This window comes from Tenacibaculum xiamenense (genome assembly GCF_964513065.1).
Classification (GTDB): Bacteria; Bacteroidota; Bacteroidia; order Flavobacteriales; family Flavobacteriaceae; genus Polaribacter; species Polaribacter xiamenense.
Window position 1 is genome coordinate 243,911 of the sequence record NZ_CAZEQU010000034.1, and the last position, 22,468, is coordinate 266,378.

Annotated in this window: 19 protein-coding genes; 13 read left to right on the forward strand and 6 right to left on the reverse strand. The window is 32.6% G+C overall.

Features of this window, described 5'->3' with window-relative positions:
* Positions 1 to 108: 108 nt before the first annotated feature.
* The 3 genes from mdh to gyrB all read right to left on the reverse strand — a co-directional run bounded on the left by mdh (position 109) and on the right by gyrB (position 4,338).
* A complete protein-coding gene (mdh, locus tag ACKTTV_RS15775; protein ID WP_408031826.1) occupies positions 109 to 1,035 on the reverse strand; it encodes a malate dehydrogenase in 927 nt (308 codons plus the stop codon).
* A 174-nt stretch (positions 1,036 to 1,209) separates the two neighbouring features.
* On the reverse strand, positions 1,210 to 2,247 hold the full coding sequence (locus tag ACKTTV_RS15780; protein ID WP_408031827.1) for a DUF6588 family protein: 1,038 nt from the start codon (positions 2,245 to 2,247) through the stop codon (positions 1,210 to 1,212).
* A 153-nt stretch (positions 2,248 to 2,400) separates the two neighbouring features.
* Positions 2,401 to 4,338 (reverse strand): DNA topoisomerase (ATP-hydrolyzing) subunit B, encoded by a 1,938-nt coding sequence (gene gyrB / locus ACKTTV_RS15785; RefSeq protein ID WP_408031828.1) that lies wholly within the window; start codon positions 4,336 to 4,338, stop codon positions 2,401 to 2,403.
* A 570-nt stretch (positions 4,339 to 4,908) separates the two neighbouring features.
* Between gyrB and ACKTTV_RS15790 the strand changes: the two genes are divergently transcribed.
* The 3 genes from ACKTTV_RS15790 to ACKTTV_RS15800 all read left to right on the forward strand — a co-directional run bounded on the left by ACKTTV_RS15790 (position 4,909) and on the right by ACKTTV_RS15800 (position 9,734).
* Positions 4,909 to 6,075, forward strand: a complete 1,167-nt coding sequence (locus ACKTTV_RS15790; RefSeq protein ID WP_408031829.1) for a DUF3103 family protein — start codon at positions 4,909 to 4,911, stop codon at positions 6,073 to 6,075.
* A gap of 514 nt (positions 6,076 to 6,589) precedes the next feature.
* The gene (locus ACKTTV_RS15795) at positions 6,590 to 7,951 is read left to right on the forward strand and encodes a M12 family metallopeptidase (RefSeq protein WP_408031830.1); all 1,362 of its coding nucleotides are present in this window, start codon (positions 6,590 to 6,592) and stop codon (positions 7,949 to 7,951) included.
* 565 nt (positions 7,952 to 8,516) lie between these two features.
* A complete protein-coding gene (locus tag ACKTTV_RS15800) occupies positions 8,517 to 9,734 on the forward strand; it encodes a M12 family metallopeptidase (RefSeq protein WP_408031831.1) in 1,218 nt (405 codons plus the stop codon).
* Between the two features lie 113 nt (positions 9,735 to 9,847).
* Here ACKTTV_RS15800 and ACKTTV_RS15805 read toward each other — a convergent pair whose 3' ends face one another.
* Both ACKTTV_RS15805 and ACKTTV_RS15810 read right to left on the reverse strand, forming a co-directional pair.
* Complete coding sequence (locus ACKTTV_RS15805; protein WP_408031832.1) at positions 9,848 to 10,456, reverse strand: CDP-alcohol phosphatidyltransferase family protein; 609 nt, start codon at positions 10,454 to 10,456, stop codon at positions 9,848 to 9,850.
* A 10-nt stretch (positions 10,457 to 10,466) separates the two neighbouring features.
* The gene (locus tag ACKTTV_RS15810) at positions 10,467 to 11,078 is read right to left on the reverse strand and encodes a hypothetical protein (protein WP_408031833.1); all 612 of its coding nucleotides are present in this window, start codon (positions 11,076 to 11,078) and stop codon (positions 10,467 to 10,469) included.
* A gap of 116 nt (positions 11,079 to 11,194) precedes the next feature.
* Between ACKTTV_RS15810 and ACKTTV_RS15815 the strand changes: the two genes are divergently transcribed.
* Positions 11,195 to 12,160: a hypothetical protein gene (locus ACKTTV_RS15815; protein WP_408031834.1), complete on the forward strand. Its 966-nt coding sequence runs from the start codon at positions 11,195 to 11,197 to the stop codon at positions 12,158 to 12,160.
* Positions 12,161 to 12,223: 63 nt separating this feature from the next.
* Here the strand turns inward: ACKTTV_RS15815 and asnB are convergent, their stop codons facing one another.
* Positions 12,224 to 13,885: an asparagine synthase B gene (gene asnB / locus ACKTTV_RS15820; protein ID WP_408031835.1), complete on the reverse strand. Its 1,662-nt coding sequence runs from the start codon at positions 13,883 to 13,885 to the stop codon at positions 12,224 to 12,226.
* A gap of 471 nt (positions 13,886 to 14,356) precedes the next feature.
* Between asnB and ACKTTV_RS15825 the strand changes: the two genes are divergently transcribed.
* From ACKTTV_RS15825 to trpA, 9 genes are all read left to right on the forward strand, one after another.
* On the forward strand, positions 14,357 to 15,748 hold the full coding sequence (locus ACKTTV_RS15825) for an anthranilate synthase component I family protein (RefSeq protein WP_408031836.1): 1,392 nt from the start codon (positions 14,357 to 14,359) through the stop codon (positions 15,746 to 15,748).
* 69 nt (positions 15,749 to 15,817) lie between these two features.
* Complete coding sequence (locus ACKTTV_RS15830; protein WP_408031837.1) at positions 15,818 to 16,408, forward strand: anthranilate synthase component II; 591 nt, start codon at positions 15,818 to 15,820, stop codon at positions 16,406 to 16,408.
* A 17-nt stretch (positions 16,409 to 16,425) separates the two neighbouring features.
* Entirely contained in the window at positions 16,426 to 17,418 is a 993-nt protein-coding gene (trpD, locus tag ACKTTV_RS15835) for an anthranilate phosphoribosyltransferase (protein WP_408031838.1), read from the forward strand.
* A 20-nt stretch (positions 17,419 to 17,438) separates the two neighbouring features.
* Positions 17,439 to 18,425 (forward strand): hypothetical protein, encoded by a 987-nt coding sequence (locus ACKTTV_RS15840; protein WP_408031839.1) that lies wholly within the window; start codon positions 17,439 to 17,441, stop codon positions 18,423 to 18,425.
* Positions 18,426 to 18,471: 46 nt separating this feature from the next.
* Positions 18,472 to 19,260, forward strand: coding sequence for an indole-3-glycerol phosphate synthase TrpC (trpC, locus tag ACKTTV_RS15845; RefSeq protein ID WP_408031840.1), 789 nt, complete (start codon positions 18,472 to 18,474; stop codon positions 19,258 to 19,260).
* 7 nt (positions 19,261 to 19,267) lie between these two features.
* On the forward strand, positions 19,268 to 19,768 hold the full coding sequence (locus tag ACKTTV_RS15850; RefSeq protein WP_408031841.1) for a hypothetical protein: 501 nt from the start codon (positions 19,268 to 19,270) through the stop codon (positions 19,766 to 19,768).
* 4 nt (positions 19,769 to 19,772) lie between these two features.
* The gene (locus ACKTTV_RS15855; protein ID WP_408031842.1) at positions 19,773 to 20,399 is read left to right on the forward strand and encodes a phosphoribosylanthranilate isomerase; all 627 of its coding nucleotides are present in this window, start codon (positions 19,773 to 19,775) and stop codon (positions 20,397 to 20,399) included.
* A gap of 10 nt (positions 20,400 to 20,409) precedes the next feature.
* Positions 20,410 to 21,588, forward strand: coding sequence for a tryptophan synthase subunit beta (trpB, locus tag ACKTTV_RS15860; protein ID WP_408031843.1), 1,179 nt, complete (start codon positions 20,410 to 20,412; stop codon positions 21,586 to 21,588).
* 13 nt (positions 21,589 to 21,601) lie between these two features.
* On the forward strand, positions 21,602 to 22,372 hold the full coding sequence (gene trpA, locus ACKTTV_RS15865; RefSeq protein WP_408031844.1) for a tryptophan synthase subunit alpha: 771 nt from the start codon (positions 21,602 to 21,604) through the stop codon (positions 22,370 to 22,372).
* Positions 22,373 to 22,468 lie beyond the last annotated feature (96 nt).

Genomic DNA, 22,468 nt, shown 5'->3' on the forward strand with positions numbered 1-22,468 from the left:
TTTCTTTATAAACTTACACTTTAATATAAAGTTTAACACTTTTTAAGAAAAAAATGCCTTACGAACTGATGTTCATAAGGCATTTTACTATGTTTTAAGCTTACTTTCTTAGAAAGTTAACGCTTCATTATTTTTCTTTACAGCAGCGGCTGAATCAGCTAAATGTTGCTTTTCGGCATCATTTAAGTTGATTTCAACAACTCTTTCAATACCGTTTTTACCTAATACTACAGGTACACCAATACATAAGCCTGATAAACCGTATTCACCTTCTAATAAAGTTGAACAAGGGAAAATCTTCTTTTGGTCGCATGCAATTGCTTGTACTAATCCAGAAACAGCAGCTCCTGGAGCATACCATGCAGAAGTTCCTAATAATTTAGTTAAAGTAGCTCCTCCAACTTTAGTATCTTCTTTTACTTGACTTAATCTTTCTTCAGATAAAAATTCTGAAACAGGAACAGAGTTTCTAGTAGCTAAACGAGTTAAAGGAACCATCCCTTTATCAGAGTGCCCACCAATAACCATTCCATCAACATCAGAGATAGGAGCTTCTAAAGCTTCTGCTAATCTATACTTGAAACGAGCAGAATCTAAGGCACCACCCATACCGATAATTCTGTTTTTAGGTAATCCAGTAGTTTTGTGAACCAAATAAGTCATAGTATCCATTGGATTTGATACTACAATAATAATTGTATTTGGAGAGTGTTCTATTAAACTTGCAGAAACAGATTTTACGATACCAGCATTAATACCTAATAACTCATCACGAGACATTCCTGGTTTACGAGCAATACCAGAGGTAATTACGCAGATATCAGAACCAGCAGTTTTGCTATAATCTCCAGTAGTTCCCGTAATTTTAGTATCAAATCCATTTAACGAAGCAGTTTGCATTAAATCCATAGCTTTACCTTCAGCAAAACCTTCCTTGATGTCGACTAAAACAACCTCTGAAGCAAAATCTTTAATAGCAATGTACTCGGCACAACTTGCACCTACAGCACCTGCTCCTACAACTGTTACTTTCATTTTTTATATTATTTAGTTAAGATAATTTATTAATAAGATGCACAAAAATAGCGATTTGGTGAAGGATAAAAAACAAAAGACCATCTAAATTTAGATGGTCTTAACAAATTTTAATTTTAACTGATAATTTTCAACTAAAAAGTTTTTGTTTTTATATTAAAATGGAACTAACTGTTATCTAAAACTAAAAGCAATTCCCGCATTTAATGTGTTATATTCTTGGAGAGTATAGCTTCCATATAATTTGAAGAAGCCTAAACTCAATCTAGCACCAATGGTGGCATTCATACTTCCTGAATTCGTTTTTAACGAGATAGGGTCTGTAATTGACTCTTCAACATTCGGAGCTCCGTTAATAGCGGGATCATAGCTTAGTGTATAAGTACCCAACATATTAAGTTTAACATTTCCTGCATTATAACCAACACCTCCATAAACATTAAATATAGGAAAGTTTAACGAAGCGATTGCTTGAACAGTATAGGTGTTCAAATCAAACTCAGTTGAAGCATTTTGAGTAGAAACATCTCCACTTACATTTCCGATTTCATAATCAACACTCATATTTGAGTATGCAGCCAATAAGGATACATGAAGAGGTAATTTGTCTAACGGACCAAACCATTCCGTAATTTCCTTTTTTATTCCTAAACCAAAAAGACCAACTTTTACGTTATCTACTCCAATTTTTGGAACATAACGAACAATAGCGTCTAATTTATAGGGAAGACCAACACCTACTTGAATGGCTGGTGCAGGAATAGCACTTGTAGGAAGATCTTCCTTGATACCTTTTGGCATGGTAAAATTGGCAGTTACATTTTGACCTTCTATTTGAGTAGAATATTGAAATTCAGCAGGAGTGATTGATTCATTACCTGCAACTGTTGGTGAAGTTGTAACACCATTAGTAACTGTTGTGTTATTGGATAAACCTAGTTCAGCTATAGAAAATATCTCATCTTGAGATGGAACAGCTGCCGCATTTGCTCCAATAGAAATGTCAAAACCAAATTTTTTATGAACTTTAGCAGTATGATACCAACCGTTATTCATTGCAAACATCAATCCTTTGAACGAAGGAGCAAGGTATGCTTTGGTTAATTTTGTTGCATCGTCTTTAGCTAAGAGGATGGTTTCTAATTCTTGAGACTGCAATTTTGAAAAACAAAAAATTGCTGTGAGTAAGCTAATTGCTTTTAATACTTTCATTTTTGTTAGATTAAAAAAGTATACATCTATAATGTATAGATGTTTCTAATGTTAATCAAAATTATAAAAAATATCCATTAAACAAATAGGATAACTCCCTAAATAAAAAAACCTCAACAATTCGTTGAGGTTCTATTTTTTAACGCTAATCGATTAAGCGTCAATATTTGCATATTTTGCATTTCTTTCGATAAAGTCCCTTCTAGGTGGAACATCGTCACCCATTAACATAGAGAAAACTCTATCTGCTTCTGTAAGATTATCAATAGTTACTTGGCGAAGAGTTCTAAACTCAGGGTTCATTGTAGTATCCCATAATTGCTCAGCATTCATCTCTCCAAGACCCTTATAACGTTGAATACTTGCACCACCACCCATTTTTTGAACTATAAGGTCACGTTGGTTGTCATCCCAAGCATATTCTTTCTTCTGTCCTTTTTTTACAAGGTATAACGGAGGAGTAGCAATATAAATATATCCTTGCTCAACCATTTCTCTCATGTAACGGAAGAAGAATGTTAAAATAAGGGTTGCAATGTGAGAACCATCAACATCGGCATCACACATAATAACAACTTTATGGTAACGAAGTTTCGATAAGTTCAAAGCTCTTGGGTCTTCTTCAGTTCCGATGGTAATCCCCAATGCAGTAAACATGTTTTTGATTTCTTCATTTTCAAAAACCTTATGTTGCATTGCTTTTTCCACATTCAAAATCTTACCACGTAAAGGCAATATTGCTTGGAAATTTCTATCACGTCCTTGTTTTGCAGTACCACCTGCCGAATCTCCCTCGACCAAGAATATTTCACAAATAGCAGGATCCGTTTCAGAACAATCGGAAAGTTTACCAGGAAGCCCTCCAATACTCATTACAGTTTTACGTTGCACCATTTCACGAGCTTTTTTAGCAGCATGTCTAGCTTGAGCTGCTAAAATTACTTTTTGTACAATGGTTTTTGCATCGTTAGGATTTTCTTCTAAGAAGTCATTCAGCATTTCAGCCACTGCTTGCGAAACAGCCGAAGTAACCTCACGGTTTCCTAACTTAGTTTTTGTTTGTCCTTCGAATTGAGGTTCAGCTACTTTTACAGAAACAATAGCGGTTAAACCTTCACGGAAATCATCTCCAGAGATTTCAAACTTCACATTTTTAAGTAAGCCAGATTCATCAGCATACTTTTTAAGTGTATGTGTTAAACCACGACGAAATCCTGAAAGGTGAGTACCTCCTTCATGCGTATTAATATTATTTACATAAGAATGTAAGTTTTCTGAGTAAGAGGTGTTATAAACCATGGCAACTTCCACAGGAATTCCATTTTTTTCACCCTCCATAGCAATAACATCAGAGGTTAATTGCTCTCTTGTGCTATCTAAAAACTTAACAAACTCTGATAGTCCTTCTGTACTGTGAAAAGTTTCAGATATAAAGTTTCCTTCATCATCTTTCTCTCTTTTATCAGTTAACACAACAGTGATTCCTTTGTTTAGATAGGCTAGCTCTCGCATACGAGCGGCCAAGGTATCATAGTTGTATTCAGTAGTTTGTTGAAATATGCTTTTATCTGGAGAAAATGTTACTTCTGTACCTGTCTTATCTGTACCTCCAACAGTTTTAACTGGATATAAAGTTTTACCTCGCTCATATTCTTGCTCCCATATTTTTCCATCTCTATGTACCGTAGCTTTTAAATGATCAGATAAAGCATTAACACAAGATACACCAACTCCGTGTAATCCTCCAGAAACTTTATATGAATCCTTATCGAATTTACCACCAGCTCCAATTTTGGTCATTACTACTTCAAGAGCAGATACTCCTTCTTTTTTATGAAGCCCAACAGGAATTCCACGACCGTTATCTCTTACCGTAATAGAGTTATCTTCGTTTATGTCAACAGAAATCTCATCACAATGACCAGCAAGTGCCTCATCGATAGAGTTATCAACAACTTCATAAACTAAGTGGTGTAAACCACGAACTCCAACATCACCAATATACATCGAAGGACGCATACGAACATGCTCCATTCCTTCAAGTGCCTGAATACTGTCGGCGGAATAATTGTGCTTTTTTTCTTCGCTCATACTATTGAGTTTTGTTTTATTCTTTACGTTATGTTCTGGAGATGACAATAATTAAAAGGAACAAACGATGTTATTCCTGAAAAAAGTAAATTATTAGAAATCCCCCAAAAAAATAATCGCACATTTGCGATCATTCTTATATACAAATTTACGTTTTTTTAACCTTAAAATAAAGTTTTTAAGAGGTTTTGTTAATAAAAAATGAAAAAAACTACGTTTTTGTAAAAGTGTCTTAAATTGCTTAAAAACACTAAAAATGAAGGTTTTTGTAATTTATTCAAGAGTTCCTATCTAGTCAAACTTAAATGAAGCCTTAAAATCGATTATTTAAATGAAACTTTGTCTGAAAAGGTTCGAGATAAAGAATAATTCGGAAAAGAAATCACTTTTTAGAAAGGGTTAATCTAAATATAAGCCTAAAATATGAGTTTGGTGGACTTTTTGTTGAGTTTATTTTTATAATTTAACGTTTTGTGTGGTTTTTATTTATTAAATTAACATTTTTTATTGTTTTTATTGAGGTTTTTTTATATTGTAGCTGAAATTTTATTAACCTAAATAATTACAATAATGAAAACCCTTCAATTTTTATTTAGAAGCCTTTTGGTTTCTTTATTGATAATTAGTTGTACAGATTCAACTGAATTATCACCAGAAGAAGAACAATTAAACTCGGAGAGTGTAAACAAAAAAGAAATAGCACTTGAGCTTATTAGTTTAATGAAAAATGAAAAATTCAAAGAAACAACATTAGAGTTGTTAAGGAACCAAAAAAATGGTGTTTTGTTATCAGAAGTTTTAAGTAAAAATACTTCTTATGTCGATGATCAAAGTTCGTTTAGAAAATTGTCTAAACAATCGTCAGAATTAGAGAAAAACGCCGTTTCTGAAGAGGCTCCAGATAAAATAGAAATCTTAGAAATATGGATGCATAATCCAAAAGGAAATACTGATTTTTCAAATTTGTTATTTTCATATGCACCTAAAGGAGAAGAAAAGGATTGGGAGTCTGTTATAGCGTATGATATGAATAAGAAGGCTGTTGTGCTAGATGCAAAAATAACACCAAATCAACCTGTAATTGTCATAGAGGAAAATGGAATAGAAGCCTTAAAGAAAGAAGTATATCATATGAACAGGCTTTTAAAAGAGAGTGGTTTACAAAAATCAAGTTTTAATGGAGGCAAAGTCCATGAAAATATGGGAGCTAATAAAACAGGAGGATTAGAAACAACGAAATTAGATAAAATAAGATTGAATAATGATGAGGAGTCATGGATTTTAGGAGCTGCTGAAATTTATGCTATCACCTCTGGAATTAGAAGCGAAGATAATAGTCCTGAGATTAAAGTTATTACCATGGAATATCTTGATCATGAAGGAACTGATTATTATCCAAATCAAATCTTATTGTTTTGGGATGATTATCAATATCAAGCAGCAAATATTCAGTTTTTTGAAAAAGATGATAGTGGAAATTATAAAGAATTAACACAAACAATTATTAATGGGGTATTTCAAATAATTGGAACTGTTACTACTCAACCATGGGTAAGTGTTTTAGGGCAAGTTGCAGGAGCAATACTTGAAGCGATGCCAGAAGCTTGGTTTAGAAATGATGATGATTATGTAGATTCTTTGTATACTATTGAAAAGAATAAAACTTATACGAATCACTATGGAGCCAGAGGGAATGCAAAAGTGAATCTTTCTCCTTTTTATGTAGCTCCGAACTAATAATATTTAGCAGATTTATTGAAGTGAAAAGCCTTTGGAAATTTTTTTCAGAGGCTTTTTTATATTATGCAAAGAGTTTATTCGGAGTTTGTGATATTTAATAAATTATTAAAGAAAATCAGTTTCTTAGAGCAGTCCGAACAATTACTTTTGCGCCCGCAATCATTATAAGGAAATGATTCTTAAACTTCGGTTTAACGGTTATATGGGGCGCCTTACTTCATAGTGGCGCATTAATGGTTATCAATGATAATCATATTTCAATGAAAAGAGAAAGAAAAGCTTAGAAGCCTCATTGAGGTTTCAGGTGTTTCCCTTTGTATCATACTTATAAAAATATTTACTACGCATTTCATTCTGAAAACTATATCATTTTACAATTTTAGTCTGAACCACATTTAGGCTGTTAATTCTGGTTTTCTTTAGAATTTTACCGTTTAAGGACTATCGTATTTGAATTTCAAACTTTAATTACTGCGTTTTAACCAAAACCACAAACATTAAATTTTAAATTATGAAATCAAACACACGAAGTTTGTTAATCATGGTATGCGCTACCATGTTGTTTTTATCTTGTAAAGATGAAGAAGTTATTAATCCAGCCGCTCCCTCCGGAAAAGAAGATGTTTCAGCTTCTTTAGAGGTGGCTTACCCCGAACAAAGAGGAATTGTTAAGAAAGGGTTTTATCTGGGAAATGAAGTTACCTATGAAGAAATCAATGGAGATTATATTTTAGAAGGAGATATGATCCTGAACAAAAAGTTTCTTACTGAGAATTTAGATGATTTAATTTTGGATTCAAATGAAACGGCTCATAGTTTCGGTGTAAGAAGTGTCGGTTTAACAGGTGGAAGATGGCCAAATAATACAGTGTATTATTCGATAGCATCAAATTTGCCAAATCAATATAGGGTTACAGATGCAATTGCTCATTGGGAAACCAATACGAATCTTAAATTTGTTCAAAGAACAAACCAGCAAAACTATGTTTATTTTCGACCAGTAAATCAAGGATGTTCTGCTGATTTAGGTATGAAAGGAGGAATGCAATATGTTAATCTTGAAATTAATTGTTCAACAGGTACGGTAATTCACGAAATAGGACATACCGTTGGATTGTTTCATGAGCAGAGTAGATCGGATAGAGATAGCTATTTAAGAATAAATTGGGATTATATTCAGGAAGGTATGGCGTTTAACTTTTATACCTACCAAGAGCAACATTTAAGTGGAGCAGATTATACGAGCGCCTTAGATTATAATTCTATCATGCTCTATGGTTCCTATGCTTTTTCAAAGTATGGACAAGGGTATCCAACGATTACTAAATTAGATGGTTCTACGTATCAATCAAATAGAGAGTATTTATCTCAAGGAGACATTGCAGGTTTAAATGTTATGTATCCTGGTGATAATGGAGGGGGTGACCAGTATGTAAATGGTAATTACTATACACTATATGGATTACGTGTTTATCGTCATGATGATAAATGGTGGTATTGGGTTCAAGCCGAAAATAAATGGAAAGAAGTAGAATATGTTAATGGAGCTTGGAGATATGTTGATCAAGGTGATAATGGAGGCGGAAACCAATATCAGAACGGAACTAATTATACGATTCATGGTGTAACCGTTTTTAGAGATCAGGATCGTTGGTGGTATCTGACAAATATTAATGGAGCAAATACGTATATTTCTATAGACGATGTTAATGGTAAATGGGTATGGAATGTTAATGGAAACATTTATAAGCATAATACCTATTATAATGTAGACGGATGGCAGGTTTTACGATACAATGGAAAATGGTGGAGATTGTACTATGGAAGTTGGAATGAAGTAGATTATGTCAATGGAAAATGGGAGTACGTATAGAATAGTTTCAAAAACAATTACGTTGTAAGGCAACAAATTTATAGTTAACTCGGATGCCCTTGAGTTTTTTCAAGGGCATTTTAAACAACAGTATTTATTATTTATTGCAAATGTTTTTTAGTTTTTGTGATATTTAATAATTTATATTTTTTTTTAATCTGTTGGTGGCTATATATTTGCATCCCAATTGTCATAAGTGATGATTTTTAGAACTTCGGTTCATCGGTTATTAATCATTCAATTATCAAAATTGGATGTTGGGGGATCTTCGAGATCATAAATAAGTGAAAAGAAAAAGAGGAACTTTTTGTATTGTGACTTTAAGTTTCTTTATTTTACTAACAGTGCATTCTTACATCATTGTTTAACCATTTCTACTAACTACTTCTGCGATATCGCCTAAATCTAGTATGTATGGCAAAAAAATGTTAACAAAACCCACAAAGTACTAGATAAAAAATCAAACTAATTTCAGCTTTCTGGCAAGAGAAAGCCAACCATGCGATTACTTTCAAACTTTAATTGTTACGTTTTAACCAACATTATTAACATTAAATTTAAAATTATGAAATTAAGCGTAAAATTGGTAATGCTAATTTTCGTTACCCTTCTATTTCTATCGTGCAACAATGAAGAAGTATTGGAGAACGATCAGGTAACCTCAGAAACAAATGCATTTAGCGCTTTTCCTGGTGAAAGGGGAGAAGTAAAAGAAGGGTACTATTTAGGAAAAAAAATTACTTATGAAATTATTAATGGAGAGTATGTTTTTGGAGGAGATATGCTCTTACATAAAGAGTTGTTGAGGGATACTTATGAGGAATCTATTCAAGCGGCTGGCTATGAAAATGGAGAGGAGCATTCAAATAACAGAGGTGTAGGACTTAAATCGCAGGGTTTATGGCCAAACAATACTGTTCCTTATTCTATATCTTCGAATCTTAGTTATTACAGAGGGTTGATCGAGGATGCAATGAGAGAGTTAGAGGATAAAACCAATCTAAAGTTTGTAAGAAGATCTGGACAACAGCAATACGTTTATATCGATTCGGGGCAAGGATGCTCTAGTTATATTGGTACATCAAGTTACGGTCCAACCAGAATGACTTTAGGACAAGGTTGTTTGGTAAAGCATATTATTATACATGAGTTGGGGCATGCCATTGGTTTACATCATGAGCAAAATCGTTCTGATAGGGATCAGTATGTAGATATTTATTGGAATAATGTACAGCGAGGTCAAGAACACAATTTTAATAAAGCGACAGGTTGGAATTATAGAGATTATGGGGCTTATGACTTTAATTCAATTATGCACTATTCTTCTTATGGGTTTTCTGCAAATGGACAACCGACCATTAGAAAAAAGAATGGAGGTATCATTCAAAGTAGTACGAGATTATCAAGTGGAGATATAAGTGCTATTAATACGATGTATCCTGGTGATAATGGTGGCGGAGACGACGGTGGTGATGACGGCGATGATGGTGGTGATGACGGTGACGATGGAGAATATCAAGATAATACGTATTATACAATCCATGGAGTGACAGTTAAAAGAAGATGGGATAAATGGTGGTATTATGTTGAATATGATAACAGATTTTATGAGGTTTTAGAAATGAATCAAACTTGGGTATTGAATGGTGCTGCATTTGCAAATAGCCAACATCATGTTATTGATGGTGTTCGAGTTCGTAGAGAGCATAATAAATGGTGGTACGGAGATTACTACAATAATTATGAAGTAGATTACATTAACGGACGTTGGGTTTACATATAAAATAATACTATTAAAATAGTATACGAAATAGGTTGCCTTTGTAGGCAACCTATTTTTTAGCAATTTCCCCTGAAATGAAAAAACATTTGTAAACGATGTATTCTTTTTTATTTTTAGCTATTTAGTAGTTTATGTTTGTTAAACTTTTTACCCTTTCTGATTAAATAAGCGTGATAACAACTTGGTACGTCATGAGTCCATTTTGGAAGTATCAAAATGATAAGTATCACATCGATATGAGCTATGAGTCCTACAATTACAGCTAGGTAAAAAGGAAAACCTGCATTTTGAAAACCTATTAAAGAAGTGAATGCCGTGAGAAGTGTTAGTCCCCAAATTTTGGACAAAAAAGCGTGAGTACAAGTTTCTTTTCCAAACTTCAGAAAACTAACAATATAACACATGATTTCCATGACTAAAATAGACCAAACAGCATATAGGTTCTCATGTATTAATTCAGGATATAAGATATAGCAGCTACAACCAATGGAGAGCCAGAAAACCATATCGGTTTGACTATCGAGTCTTCTTAGTTTTTCGGATGAAATATTTTCTTTCCTAGCAATAATTCCATCAAGGATATCAGAAGTTAAACCTAGATACATTAAAATAGTTATTATCAAATTGGATTTCTCTTTTAGTAAAATAGCCAAGAGTATTATGATTGGTGCAAGTGAAAATCTGAATAGAATCAAACTTAAAGGTATGTTTAATGTTTTCATTATTTTAATTTTAGAATAGGTAAATTAACTTTGGAATTAACGCTAAACCTCCAATGTCTTCTTGAATAGCTCCTTCGATTTTATAAGGAGAATATTGTAATCCAAAGGCAAAAGTCAATTCATTACTACTTTTCATTTTTTTAGTGAATTCTATCGAAGGATTTATTAGTAATGATGAAACCATTTCATATTTATTTTGACTTTTTTCTCCAGAAAAATCTGGATTTCGAGCATCGGTTTGTATTCCTGAAACACCAATGCCGAAATTTAAATCGAGCCGTTTTTTAGAAGTTTCAATAACTCTCTTTTTTAAGTTAGCAACAAGGTTCAACATGAAAGTACTTCTTGTTTTTATAGTGTCAATAGTTCTTATATAGGTGAAATTATCTTTCTGTCTAGGCACAGCACATTGCACACTTATTCCAAGAATATCTCTATTGAAAAAGGGGATATCAACAGTAATTTCGAAGTAAGGAGAAACACCAAAGTATTTAGTTAATTTTCCTTGGGGGATGAAAATGCCAGTACCCCCTTTAATGCTTGGACTTCGGTAGAATTCTCTTTCTTGAGAGAAGGTACCTACCGAAAACATCAAACCAATAATTAAGATTAATTTTTTCATTTTGATATGTTTTTTGATAGGGTAAAATTATTGTGATATATAAGTTTGAAGTTCGTTTAATCACAACATGAACTGCTTTTTTTTGTGATTATCACAAAAATGAGATATCTTGTACTATGTTTCAGAAACTTCTATTAGATAAAATTCAAGAAGATTTACAGGCAAAATCATTGAATGAAGAAATAGCGAAAGTATTGGATATAAGCTATGATGCAGCGCATCGAAGAACAAGTTTGAAAAGTAAAATTTCTTTGGACGAGGCCATGTTATTAGCTCATTATTTTGACCTGTCGTTAGATTCGTTAACTGGAGAAGCGTATTCAGGCTATGTTTCCATGGAAAAAACTCCCCAATTAAATAATGAGGAAGATTTAGAACGGTATTTTCGAAGTTCATACGAATCACTTTCAATAATAGTTAATAATATTGGGTTTCAAATATTGTACTCAGCAAAAGACATTCCTTTATTTCATTTGTTGAGGTCTGGAGAATTAAGTCGTTTTAAAATTTATGTATGGCTCAAGTTGTTGGATAAGAGTTTTAGAAATAAGTCTTTTAGTGAATTTTACCCAAAACTCTCAACAATACAGTCAGCGAGTAAGCTTGCGGATATTTACAATCATATTTCTGTTTCGGAAATTTGGGATGTTACTACAATAAACAGTACTTTAAAGCAAATACATTTTTACTATAAAGCAAACCAAGTAACTTATGAAGAAGCTATTGATTTGTGTAATTGTTTAAAGGAGTTGCTTGATGAAATATCAACAAAGGTAGTTTCAAAAAAGCAAGAGTTTAACTTATATTATAATGAGTTATTACTAATGAATAATAACGTGTTGGTATTTAATGAAAGCAAGCAAATGTTATTTGTTCCGAGTGCAATGCTTTCTTATTTCAAAATAACTGACAAAGAAACCTGTTTGGAGGCGAAGAAATATTTTGATAAACAAATTAAGCACTCGAAATTATTGAATACCTCAGGAGAAAAAGAGCAAAATCAATTCTATAATAAAGTAATGCAAAAAATTGAAGCTTTAGCGCAGTTAATAAAAGCTGAAAATGTTTTAGATTTTGAATAAAAAAAACCTTGCTTTTGCAAGGTTTTTACACAACTAAAAATTTAAAAGAAACTAATAATAATATTAATAAGCATCTTCGTGAACCGTTGCTATAGCACGTCCACTAGGTTCATTTACATTTTGAAAACTAGCATCCCATGCTAAGGCAGTTGGGGTACTACACGCAATCGAAGGAACCGAAGGAACAGTTAATGCAGCTGTATCGCTAGGGAAATGTTCTTCGAAAATAGAGCGGTAGTAATATTCTTCTTTAGCTCTTGGAGTTTGAATTGGAAAACGGTGAGCTGCATTGTCCATCATTTCATCCGTTACTGCTGTTTCTACAACTTCTTTTAAAGTATCAATCCAGCTATAACCTACACCATCTGAAAATTGTTCTTTTTGTCTCCAAGCTACACTTTCTGGTAAGTAGCTCTCAAATGCTTTTCTTAAAACCCATTTCTCCATACGTTCACCGTTAATCATTTTGTCTTGTGGGTTTATAGACATGGCAACATCCATAAATTCTTTATCTAAGAACGGAACTCTACCTTCAATACCCCAAGCCATTAAACTCTTGTTTGCTCTTAAGCAATCATATTGATAAAGTTTGTCCAGTTTACGTACGTTTTCATCATGGAACTCCTGAGCGTTTGGAGCTTTGTGGAAGTATAAATATCCTCCAAAAATTTCATCAGCACCTTCACCAGATAATACCATTTTAATACCCATAGATTTGATTACTCTTGACATTAAATACATTGGAGTAGAGGCGCGAATTGTTGTAATATCGTAGGTTTCTAAGTGATAAATTACATCTTTAATTGCATCTAAACCTTCTTGAATGGTAAATGTGATTTCGTGATGAATTGTTCCAATGTGTTCAGATACTACTTTAGCGGCAGCTAAATCTGGTGAGCCCTCTAAGCCGATTGAAAACGAGTGTAGTTGCGGGTACCAAGCTTCATCTTTATCGTCAGATTCCACTCTTTTTGAAGCATATTTTTTAGCGATTGCAGAAGTAATCGATGAATCCAAACCTCCAGAAAGTAAAACTCCATAAGGTACATCACTCATTAATTGTCTGTGTACGGCAGCTTCTAAAGCATCACGCAATTCATCAATACTCGTTTGGTTGTCTTTTACAGCTTCATATTCCATCCAATCTCTTGAATACCACTTTTGTAAACCGCCTTCTCTTGTATAATAGTGACCTGGAGGAAATACCTCAATTTTGTTACACTGTCCTTCTAATGCTTTCAATTCTGAAGCTACATAGAAAGTTCCTTTTTTATCCCAGCCCATATATAAAGGAATAATTCCAATATGGTCACGAGCAATTAAGTATTCATCTGTTGCGGTGTCATAAACAGCAAAACCAAAGATTCCGTTTAAATCATCTAAGAAGTGTTCTCCTTTTTCCTTATATAAAGCTAAAATAACTTCACAGTCAGACTTTGTTAAAAACTCATGGTCATCTGTTAACTGCTTTCTAATCTCTTGGTGGTTGTAGATTTCTCCATTCGCAGCTAAAACAAATCTTCTATCTTTACTAAATAAAGGTTGTTGTCCAGAGGTTGGGTCTACAATAGCCAAACGTTCATGAGCCATGATACTTTTTTTATCACTATATATTCCACTCCAGTCCGGACCTCTATGTCTAATTTTTTTAGCCATTTCTAATATTTGAGGTCTTAAAACCTCAGACTCTTCTTTTAAATCGAAAGCACAAACAATTCCACACATATATCTTTAAATTTTTATTTCTTAATTAATTATCAAACAACAATCCTTAAATAATTATTATTTAATTTGCTGATACAAACTAACGGTGATTGTTTGTTTTTGTAAATATTTTTAAGTTTATTGGTTTTAATTTTTAATTAAAAAGTGTTTTTTTATTTAAAATTATAACTTACAATAGTTTTTATCACAGGTTTTAAGGGTAAATTGTAGGAAAAGGGATGTTATTGTCGTTATAAAATCATTTACAGTTGCAAGAAAAATCTACTTCAAAAAATAAAATCCTCTAAAAGTTTGCATTCTAAAAAATCTATTTTAAATTTGCCATATCATGTTAACGCAAAACAACATATGGTGGTGGAACTCTCTTAACAAAAATTAAGTGAGCAGCACCCTATAATCAAAATATAAATTAAAAAGGCTTATCTCACGATAAGCCTTTTTTGTTTTTAAACAATACGACTAAAACTAAAAATGGAAAAAATTAAGTTTACTACAGTTTCTAAAAAAAGACTTTCTGATACTGTTACTCCTGTAGGTCTATATCTTCGATTAAGAGATCGTTATTCAAATACTTTATTGCTGGAAAGTTCTGATTATCATAGTAAAGAGGAGAGCTTTTCATTTATCTGTATAGAGCCTATTATTGGAATGAAAGCAGATAAAGACAAATTTTCTGTATTAAAAAAAGGAGAAGAAATTAGTACGAGTACAATTGATAGAAACTTTAACGAGTTGTTTAATGAGTTTGCTTCTTCAATAGAACTTAATTGTGATCCTGAAGTGAAATCTTTTAATGGTTTATATGGATATACAACTTACGATAGTGTTCAATATTTTGAAACCATAAAATTGAATGTTAAGGATGCTCCATCCGCTATTCCAATGATGCAATATAGTTTTTACAGATTTATTATTGCAATTAATCATTTTAACGATGAGTTGATTTTAATTGAAAACATTGAAGATGGGGAAGAATCAAAAATTCAAGAAATAGAAACAATCATTGAAGCACAGTCATTCAATACACAAAAATTTGAAATTGTAGGAGAGGAAACTTCAAATTGTACAAATGATGAATTCAAAGAGTACGTTAAAAATGCGAAAGCTCATTGTAAAAGAGGTGACGTTTTTCAGTTAGTATTATCTCGACAGTTTCAACAGAAGTTTAAAGGGGATGAGTTTAATGTTTATCGAGCATTGAGATCAATTAATCCTTCACCTTATCTTTTCTATTTTGATTATGGAAGTTTCAAATTAATGGGGTCTTCACCAGAAGCTCAAATTAAAATAAATGAAGGAAAAGCTATTATAAATCCTATTGCTGGAACTTTCCGTAGAACGGGAAATATGGCTGAAGATTTAAAACTAGGGAAAAAGCTTTCTGAAGATAAAAAAGAAACAGCGGAACATGTTATGTTAGTTGATTTAGCTCGAAATGATTTGAGTAAGCATGCGGATAATGTTGTTGTTGAAGTTTTTAAAGAAGTCCAGTATTTCAGTCATGTGATTCACTTAGTATCTACTGTTCAAGGACAAATAAAGGGGAACCCAATTAAAATTGTTGGAGACACCTTTCCTGCAGGAACCTTGAGCGGTGCTCCAAAATACAAAGCCATGCAATTAATAGATACGTATGAAAATCAATCGAGAGGATTCTATGGAGGAGCGGTTGGAATTATAGGTTTGGACGGTTCAGTCAACTTGGCCATTGCTATACGTTCATTTGTTAGCAAGAAGAATGTATTGTATTATCAAGCTGGTGCTGGAATTGTAATTCATTCAAGTGAAGAAGGAGAATTGCAAGAAGTGAATAATAAATTGGCAGCCTTGAAGAAGGCCTTGGTTTTAGCAGAAAACGTTTAAAAAATAGATGTAAAATATTAGAATTGAGAAAAGAGAAGTTCTCAATACACAATCCTCAATACTAAAAAAATGAAGATATTAATTTTAGATAACTACGATTCATTTACCTACAACCTAGTGCATATGGTTGAAAAGATAACCGATAAGTATCCAGATGTTTATCGAAATGATGAAATATCAATAGAAGAAGTTGGTACTTACGACTTGATTATTCTTTCTCCAGGTCCTGGAATACCTGATGAAGCAGGAATTCTTAAAGAAGTAATAAAGACATATGCAGGTAAGCTACCTATTTTCGGTGTGTGTTTAGGTTTACAGGCAATTACAGAAGTTTTTGGCGGGAAAATCATTAATATGAATGAAGTTTTCCATGGGGTAGCAACAGATATGAAAGTATTGGAGAAGGAGGCTACCATATTTAAAGGTGTTCCAGAAACGTTTCCAGCGGCAAGATACCATTCATGGATTGCTTCAAAAGAAGATTTACCTGAATCTTTAGAAATAACTGCTATCGACGAAGATGGAGGTGTCATGGCAATAAGACACAAGGAATTTCAAATTAGCGCCGTTCAATTTCATCCAGAAAGTATTTTAACAGAAGTTGGAGAAAAACTAGTTAGTAATTTTATTGCTGACGTTGAGAAAAAATTAGTAGCCTAACATCAATAATAAGAACGATGAAAGAAACCCTCGAAAAATTATATCAACATAAAAGACTAACAAAGTTAGAAGCCAAAGAAATGTTGATCAATATTGCGAATGAAAAATATAATGAAGCCCACCTAGCCTCTTTTTTAACCGTTTTCATGATGCGTCCAATAACTGTAAATGAGTTGGCCGGTTTTAGGGAAGCTTTATTGGAGTTGGCAATAAAGGTAGATCTATCTGACTATAATACCATTGATATTGTTGGTACTGGTGGCGATGGTAAAGATACTTTTAATATTTCAACCTTAACCTCTTTTGTAGTTGCAGGAACAGGTCAGAAAGTGGCAAAACACGGTAATTATTCAGTATCATCTAAGTCTGGTTCTTCAGATATGTTGGAAAGTTTTGGGTATGAGTTTACAAATGATGAAGCAACATTAAAATCTCATTTGGAAAAAGCAAATATCTGTTTTTTGCATGCTCCAAAATTTCATCCAGCAATGAAAGCTGTTGGTCCAGTAAGGAAAGCTTTAAAATTAAAGACATTCTTTAATATGTTAGGTCCTCTGGTGAATCCAAGTTCACCTCAAAATCAATTGTTAGGAACTTTTAATCTTGAGGTAGCACGATTGTATAATTACATTTTACAAGAGGAAGATTCTAATTATGGTATTGTACATGCTTTAGATGGTTATGATGAGATTTCTCTAACAGGAGGTTTTAAATTGTTTTCAAAGGAAGGTGAGCAATTAATTACGCCAAGCGATTTACAATTACAGACTTTGAAACAGTCGGATATTTATGGTGGGAATTCTGTAGCTGATGCGGCGAAAATATTCAAAACGATATTAAATGGTGAAGGAACCGATGCTCAGAATAATGTTGTGTTAACAAATGCGGCTTACGCATTAAAAATTGTAGATCAAAATAAGTCTTTTGAAGCAGCATATGATGAAGCGAAGGATTCATTATTCGGATTAAAAGCAAAAGATTGTTTGAACAGATTGGTTAGCATTAAGTAATGAGATATTAGTATTGAGAAATGAGTGAAATATCAAAGTTTTTTGGATATGTCTCATGGAGACTCAGAAAAGAGAATGATCTTTCAGATATCACATGGGCATTTTGCGAGTCTTCTTTAGAGTTTAGAAATATTTTTTTAAGCTTCTTTTTCGAAGAGGAAGATAATAATTGGAGTAATATTTCAGATTTTCAAAGAGAATATTCAAGAGGAAGCAGTAGATCAGATTTTTATTTTAAAAATGATGGACAGGAGTATATTATTGAAGTGAAAATAAATGATCCAAAACAGCATTTTCTTCAATATGTTGATGACTTTCCAAACGCAAAGAGAGGGTATATTACCAATTATGAACTTGAAGAACATGAAGGTTATAAAATAACAACGTGGAAAGGTTTTAGAAATGCATTAAAGAATGAACATTTGAACAAAAATGGAAAAATAGATCAAGAATTACTTAAAGGGTATATTACTTATTTAGAAAATGTTTGTTTAATAAAAGAAATAAAAAAAATGAAGTTAGAAGGAATTCAATCATTGTATTCTTTTTTGAACTCTTTGGATGAAGTTACTATTATTTCAAAAAAATCAGAAGAAGACAAAATAAACTTTACAAGTCAACAAAATGGAGGTGTAAAAATTACTAATGCTTGGGTAGGGAAGCCGTTCATGGTCAGATTTGAAAATTTTGATTTTGAGGTAAAAGGAAGTATCGGGTTATATTATGATAACAGAACAGAAGTGTCAATTGAGTTTTCTGATAAAGAACTATGTGATGTTTTACGCTTAAATGAAAGAAATATAAATCAAAACTTTAAATGGAAGCATTATTATTCTGAATACGATAAAGCATATTTTTTTGAATTATTTGATAAAGAAACGAATAGATTTGAATCTTTTGATGAGGAAGATGATAAAGCTAAACAGATAAATATATTAAAAGAGTTTTTTATTGAAGTAATTGAATATGTGGGAGAACAACTTGTTTATCACAATAAACAACATTAAAAGCTAATCACTCATAATTGATAATTGAACACTGATAATTAAAAAAATGACAATACTAGATAAAATAATAGCATTTAAAAAGAACGAAGTAGCGAAGATAAAAGCTGAGGTTCCCGTAAAAAAGTTGGTAGAGAGCCCAAATTTTAAAAGATCAAGATTTTCGTTAAAAGAAGCACTCACAAATCAATATTCTACAGGAATTATAGCCGAATATAAAAGGCAATCACCTTCTAAAGGAATTATCAATGATAGCGCTACTATTGCAGAAGTAACTGAAGGGTATTTGGAAGCAAAAGTTGCAGCACAATCTATTTTAACGGACACTTCATTCTTTGGAGGAACAATGGCCGATTTAATGGAGGCAAGAACAATAAATCAACAGACACCAATTCTAAGAAAGGATTTTGTGGTTGATGGTTTTCAAATTGTAGAGGCTAAGGCAATTGGAGCAGATGCTGTTTTATTGATAGCTACCTGTTTGTCGGCAAAAGAATTGAAGGATTACGGACAATTAGCTGCTGATTTAGGTTTAGAAGTGTTGTATGAAATTCATACACAGGAAGATTTAGATAAGATCTCAGATTTGGATAATAAAATAATAGGAATCAATAACAGAAACTTAAAAACATTTGAGGTTGATTTAGAGCATTCGATAGCTTTAGCGAGTCAAATTCCTGATAGTGCTGTGAAAGTTTCTGAAAGTGGAATTTCTGATCCTCGAATTATAACTGGTTTAAAAGAATATGGTTTTCAAGGGTTTTTGATAGGTGAAAACTTTATGAAAACAGAAAACCCAGGACTTGCTTGTCAAGAGTTTATCAGTCAAATTAGATAATAAAACAATGTTAATAGAGGATTATATTTTAATTGATTGGGAAGAATTCGAAACAGGTGTTTTATTAGATGAGAATGAAGATTGGATTTTAATTAAATCGATTCCTGTAGATTTTCAACTAGATGGCTATAAGCTAATTAATAAGAAATATTTGGAAAATAGATTTTCAAATGATAATGAGAGTTTAAAGCGAGTTCTTGAGTTAAGAGAGTCCGTATTTGAAAAACCAGAAGGATTTGAATTCGGAACAAACACGATTGAGATACTTAAATGGGTAGAGACTAAATATGGTTGTTTCGAATTTCAAGATAATGAAGAGGATGAACTTTTTTATGGAGTGTTAAGTGAAGCAAAAGGTAATACTTTTTATATCGATTCAATTAAATCTAATGGAGAAATAGATTTAGATTTTGATGTTGAGTTTTCAAAAGATAGTGTAAGAACCATATCATTTGAATCTGATTGTTTTAAAGCCATTTGTTTATTATTCAACGATAAAAAAGCATAGTAAGATGAAGTTGAAAGTTTGTGGAATGAAGTATGTAGAAAATATTAAGCAAGTTGCTGAATTGAAACCAGATTACTTGGGGTTTATTTTCTATGAAAAGTCAAAAAGAAATTTTGAAGGAATTATTCCTGAGATACCAAAGAGCATTAAAAAAGTAGGTGTTTTTGTAAATGAGTATTTAGAGATAGTTGTGTCGTTGGCAGAAGAATATCAGTTATCAGTATTGCAGTTACATGGTGATGAATCACCCGAGTATATAGAAAAATTGAAAGAACATTTACCAAAAGTGGAGATGATGAAGGTTTTTGGAGTAAAAGATACTTTTGATTTTGATAAGCTCAAGCCATATGAAGGCAAAGTGGATTATTTTCTTTTTGATACCAAAGGAAAAGAAAGAGGAGGAAATGGAGTGACCTTTGATTGGAAGTTATTGGAAAAGTATAACTCTGACACACCTTATTTTTTAAGTGGAGGTATAGGTTTACAGGAAGTAGATTCGGTAAAAGAATTTATGAAAACATCACATGCAAAAAAATGTATTGCCCTCGATGTGAATAGCCGATTTGAAACAAAACCAGGTGACAAATCGATCAAACAGTTAAAGAAGTTTATAACAATAGTAAAAAAATAAGAGACGAATTATGAAATTTCAACCTGATAATAATGGGTATTATGGACAGTTCGGAGGAGCTTTTATTCCAGAATTATTATATCCTAATGTAAAGGAATTAGAAGACAACTATATTCATATTATTAATTCACCAGCCTTTCAAGAAGAGTATAAAGATTTATTGAAGCATTATGTTGGTAGACCAAGTCCTTTATACTTAGCAAAACGTCTTTCAGAAAAGTATGGAGCTACCATCTATTTGAAAAGAGAAGACTTAAATCATACTGGAGCTCATAAAGTAAATAATACGATAGGGCAGATTCTTATAGCAAAACATTTAGGAAAAACTAAAATTATTGCGGAAACAGGAGCAGGACAGCATGGTGTAGCGTCAGCAACGGTTTGTGCTTTAATGGGACTTGAATGTATTGTTTTTATGGGAGAAACTGATATTAAGCGTCAGGCACCTAATGTTGCAAGAATGAAAATGCTTGGAGCCAAAGTAGTACCGGCAACGAGTGGTAGTAAAACATTAAAAGATGCAACGAATGAAGCCATTCGTTATTGGATTCAGAACCCAGATACGTATTATTTAATAGGTTCGGTTGTAGGGCCACATCCATATCCTGATATGGTTGCTCGTTTGCAAGCTGTTATCTCTGAAGAAATGAAAGTTCAACTCAAAGAGCAAACTGGAAAAGAAAACCCAGATGCTATTATTGCTTGTGTCGGAGGAGGAAGCAATGCTGCTGGTGCATTTTACCATTATCTAGATGACGAAGAGGTTGAGTTGATTGCAGTAGAAGCAGCTGGATTAGGAGTTAACTCTGGAGAAAGTGCGGCGACTTCTCAGTTGGGTGAAGTTGGTGTTATTCATGGAAGTAAAACCATCTTAATGCAAGATGAGTATGGGCAAATTGTAGAGCCATATTCTATTTCTGCAGGACTGGACTACCCAGGTGTAGGACCGTTACATGCTTTTTTGCACGAAAGTAAACGTGCGACATTTATGAATGCCACAGATAAAGAAGCATTAGATGCGGCCTATGAATTAACAAAAATTGAAGGAATTATTCCTGCTTTAGAAACAGCTCACGCTCTGGCAGTATTACCAAAAATGGACTTAAGCAAGGATAAAACAATCGTGATTAATTTGTCGGGTAGAGGAGATAAAGACTTAGAAACATATATTAAACATTTAGAAGGTTAAAAAGAATATAGAAATGAATTCATTACAAAAATTATTTAGTCAGAAAGACAAAAATTTATTGTCTATATTTTTTACAGCAGGTTTTCCCGATTTAAATGGAACAGAAACAATCATTAACGAGTTAGGTAAGGCTGGTGTTGATTTCATAGAAGTAGGATTACCGTACTCTGATCCGTTGGCAGATGGACCAACAATTCAACATAGTAGTTCTGTCGCTTTAAAAAATGGGATGAACCTAGATGTTGTATTTGAACAATTGATTGCTCTAAAGGAGAAGAACTCAACTCCATTAGTTTTGATGGGATATGTGAATCAAATTATCAAGTATGGTGAAGAAGCTTTTTGTGAAAAGGTGAAAGAATGTGGTATTGATACCATTATTATTCCTGATTTACCTATGGTAGAATACGAGAGTCATTATAAACCTCTTTTCGAAAAGCATGGAATTAGTAATGTGTTTTTAATTACACCACATACTTCGGAAGAACGTATTCGTAAAATTGATAGCTTAACAGATACTTTTATTTATGTGGTTGCATCGGCTTCAATTACTGGGGCAAAAGGAGAAGTGTCACATCAGCAAATTGAATACTTCGAAAGAATTAAATCAATGGATTTAAAAAGTAAATTAATTGTTGGTTTTGGAATTTCGGATAATCAAACTTTTTCAACAGCTTGTTCTTATGCAAATGGGGCAATCATAGGTTCTGCCTATATTAAATATTTAGATCAAAACGGAATATTTAAATCTAAAGACTTTGTAAAATCCATTATTAATGGATAGTTAATTTATTGAAAGAATAACAATAATACCTAGATAAAAAAATAAGATTGCGAATAGCAATCTTATTTTTTTTGATATCAATTTTGAAGATGAAAT

Coding starts and splice junctions, on each gene's coding strand:
- mdh (WP_408031826.1), bottom strand. CDS start 1,035: ATGAAAGTAACAGTTGTAGGAGCAGGTGCTGTAGGTGCAAGTTGTGCC.
- ACKTTV_RS15780 (WP_408031827.1), bottom strand. CDS start 2,247: ATGAAAGTATTAAAAGCAATTAGCTTACTCACAGCAATTTTTTGTTTT.
- gyrB (WP_408031828.1), bottom strand. CDS start 4,338: ATGAGCGAAGAAAAAAAGCACAATTATTCCGCCGACAGTATTCAGGCA.
- ACKTTV_RS15790 (WP_408031829.1), top strand. CDS start 4,909: ATGAAAACCCTTCAATTTTTATTTAGAAGCCTTTTGGTTTCTTTATTG.
- ACKTTV_RS15795 (WP_408031830.1), top strand. CDS start 6,590: ATGAAATCAAACACACGAAGTTTGTTAATCATGGTATGCGCTACCATG.
- ACKTTV_RS15800 (WP_408031831.1), top strand. CDS start 8,517: ATGAAATTAAGCGTAAAATTGGTAATGCTAATTTTCGTTACCCTTCTA.
- ACKTTV_RS15805 (WP_408031832.1), bottom strand. CDS start 10,456: ATGAAAACATTAAACATACCTTTAAGTTTGATTCTATTCAGATTTTCA.
- ACKTTV_RS15810 (WP_408031833.1), bottom strand. CDS start 11,078: ATGAAAAAATTAATCTTAATTATTGGTTTGATGTTTTCGGTAGGTACC.
- ACKTTV_RS15815 (WP_408031834.1), top strand. CDS start 11,195: ATGTTTCAGAAACTTCTATTAGATAAAATTCAAGAAGATTTACAGGCA.
- asnB (WP_408031835.1), bottom strand. CDS start 13,885: ATGTGTGGAATTGTTTGTGCTTTCGATTTAAAAGAAGAGTCTGAGGTT.
- ACKTTV_RS15825 (WP_408031836.1), top strand. CDS start 14,357: ATGGAAAAAATTAAGTTTACTACAGTTTCTAAAAAAAGACTTTCTGAT.
- ACKTTV_RS15830 (WP_408031837.1), top strand. CDS start 15,818: ATGAAGATATTAATTTTAGATAACTACGATTCATTTACCTACAACCTA.
- trpD (WP_408031838.1), top strand. CDS start 16,426: ATGAAAGAAACCCTCGAAAAATTATATCAACATAAAAGACTAACAAAG.
- ACKTTV_RS15840 (WP_408031839.1), top strand. CDS start 17,439: ATGAGTGAAATATCAAAGTTTTTTGGATATGTCTCATGGAGACTCAGA.
- trpC (WP_408031840.1), top strand. CDS start 18,472: ATGACAATACTAGATAAAATAATAGCATTTAAAAAGAACGAAGTAGCG.
- ACKTTV_RS15850 (WP_408031841.1), top strand. CDS start 19,268: ATGTTAATAGAGGATTATATTTTAATTGATTGGGAAGAATTCGAAACA.
- ACKTTV_RS15855 (WP_408031842.1), top strand. CDS start 19,773: ATGAAGTTGAAAGTTTGTGGAATGAAGTATGTAGAAAATATTAAGCAA.
- trpB (WP_408031843.1), top strand. CDS start 20,410: ATGAAATTTCAACCTGATAATAATGGGTATTATGGACAGTTCGGAGGA.
- trpA (WP_408031844.1), top strand. CDS start 21,602: ATGAATTCATTACAAAAATTATTTAGTCAGAAAGACAAAAATTTATTG.